Consider the following 370-nt stretch of genomic DNA (forward strand, 5'->3'; position numbering starts at 1 on the left):
AGCCGGCATACCAGATCCACCCGAGTGACTGGAGTTCCGCCGGGAGCGCTTCCGATCGGGCCCGGCGCGGCCGCCGACGCCGCGTACCTGCGTTCCGGGCTGGACGACACGGCCGACGCGACGGACCGCCTCGTCGCCGGCCTCGCGCTCGGCGAGGTCGGAGGCTCGGACGCGCACGACGAGGCCTGCGCACGCTTCGCCCAGCCCGCCGCCGCCGTCGCCGCCAAGGGCGTCGCGGACACCGCCTTCTACCGGTGGCACGCCCTGCCCGGCCACAACGCGGTCGGCGGCGACCCCGCCCGCCCCGGGCTGCACCCCGCGGACTTCCACGACTGGTGCCGGTACCTGGAACGCGCCTGGCCGCACAGCA

Annotated in this window: 1 pseudogene; it reads left to right on the forward strand. The window is 76.8% G+C overall.

From position 1 onward, the window contains the following. Positions 1 to 24 precede the first annotated feature (24 nt). Positions 25 to 370, forward strand: a pseudogene (locus tag PUR71_RS00245) (malto-oligosyltrehalose synthase); the annotation flags it as partial.

It is taken from the genome of Streptomyces sp. SP17BM10 (assembly GCF_036322405.1).
Classification (GTDB): domain Bacteria; phylum Actinomycetota; class Actinomycetes; order Streptomycetales; family Streptomycetaceae; genus Kitasatospora.